This is a genomic window from Azospirillum sp. B4 (assembly GCF_000333275.1).
Taxonomy (GTDB): domain Bacteria; phylum Pseudomonadota; class Alphaproteobacteria; order Azospirillales; family Azospirillaceae; genus Nitrospirillum.
The window spans coordinates 1-1,863 of the sequence record NZ_BACU01000391.1; the positions used below are offsets into that span (position 1 = coordinate 1).

At 67.7% G+C, this 1,863-nt stretch carries 1 protein-coding gene and 1 pseudogene; both read left to right on the forward strand.

Annotated elements, in window-relative coordinates; translation table 11 throughout:
* Nucleotides 1-670: pseudogene (locus I55_RS37135) on the forward strand (copper resistance protein); the annotation flags it as partial.
* An 85-nt stretch (nucleotides 671-755) separates the two neighbouring features.
* A partial coding sequence (locus tag I55_RS17490; RefSeq protein WP_044561866.1) for an MMPL family transporter occupies nucleotides 756-1,863 on the forward strand: 1,108 nt, incomplete at its 3' end.

The following is a 1,863-nucleotide window of genomic DNA, read 5'->3' on the forward strand; positions in this document are numbered from 1 at the left end:
CCCCGCCCTGCAGGAGAAGCTGGACCAGGAATGGCAACAGCAACAGGCGTCGAACCGGCCGCAGGCCTTCGTCCCCGGCTCGGGCGAATTGCCACCCCGCAATGCCGACGACATCGCCTGGTCGGAATACAACCACCATTGGGCGGGCCTGGTCGTGCTGCTGGTCGGGCTGGTCGCCCTGCTGGAGCGGGCGGGCGTGCGCTGGGCCAAGCACTGGCCCCTGCTGTTCCTGATCCTGGCGGGTTTCCTGTTCCTGCGGTCGGATCCGGAAACCTGGCCCATGGGCAATGTCGGCTTCTGGGACAGCTTCCGTGATCCGGAAGTGGTGCAGCACCGCATGTTCGTGGTGCTGATCGTCGCCTTCACCGTCTTCGAATGGGGCGTGCGCACCGGGCGGTGGAAGAACCAGGCCCTGGCCCTGGTCTTCCCCATCCTGACCACGGTGGGTGGCGACCTGCTGCTGACCCACAACCATGCCATCAGCAACATCAAGGAGCAGTTGCTGATCGAACTCAGCCATCTGTTCCTGGCCGTCCTGGGCGTGGCCGCCGGCGCCGCGCGCTGGATGCAGATTCGCGGCACCGGCCGCGACGCGCGCTGGGCGGGCTGGATCTGGCCCATCTGCTTCGTTCTGGTCGGCCTGTTGTTGCTGGGCTATCGCGAGGCCTGATATCAAGGGCCTGGCGTTGATGACCTGATCGCGGGCGCCGGGAGACCGGCGCCCGTTGTCGTTAAGAACCTCAAGGAATCTCACCATGGCGCACGTCGACGGGAAAGTGGGTCTGAACGACCGGGTGGCGCGACTGGTGGCCGCATGCTGCCGCCACTGGCGGCTGACGCTGCTGGCCGGGCTGGTGCTTGGGGGGGCCGCCGCCTTCCATGTCGCCACCCACTTCGCCATCGACACCGACGCCGTGAAGCTGTTGTCGCCGCAGCTGGCCTGGCGCCAACGCGAAATCGCCTTCGACAAGCTGTATCCGCAGAAGGTGCAGCAGACGGCCATCGTCATCGACGGCGTGACACCGGAACTGGCGGAGCGCGCCACCCGCATGCTGGCCGAGGCCCTGCGCAAGCGTACGGATGTGGTGCGCAACGTCTTCCGCCCCGATGGCGGCCCCTATTTCGACCGCGAAGGGCTGATGCTGTTGCCCACCGAGGACGTGCAGTCGACCATGCAGTCGCTGATCCAGGCGCAGCCCCTGCTGGGGCCGTTGGCCGCCGATCCGTCGGCGCGCGGCCTGCTGGACACGCTGGGCACCTACCTCCAGGGCGTCAGCTACGGCCAAGCCAAGCTGGAGGACCTGCAGCGGCCCTTCGACGCCCTGTCCGGCACGGTGGAGGCGGCGAGCCAGGGCAAGGTGGTGCCGCTGAACTGGCGCGGCCTGGTGACGGGCCAACCGCCCAACCCCATGGAACTGCGCCGCTTCATCCTGGTGCAGCCGGTGCTGGACTTCAACGACCTGCAGCCAGGGTCCATGGCGTCCGACGCCATCCGCGCCACAGCCAAGGACCTGGGTCTGACGCCCGACAACGGCATCCGCGTCCGCCTGACCGGCGAGGTCCCCATGGCGGATGAGGAGTTCGGCACTCTGGGCGAAGGGGCGGCCTTCAACGGCGCCTTGACCGGCATCGCCGTGCTGGTGCTGCTGTGGCTGGCGGTGAAGTCCTTCCGCATGGTGGGCGCCATCCTGGTGACGGTGGTCATCGGCCTGGCCATGTCCGCCGCCTTCGGCCTGATCGTGACCGGCCCGTTCAACCTGCTGTCCATCGCCTTCATCGTGCTGTTCGTCGGGCTGGGCGTGGATTTCGGCATCCAGTACTCCGTCCGCTATCGCGCCGACCGCTGGCCCATGAGATTGGCCG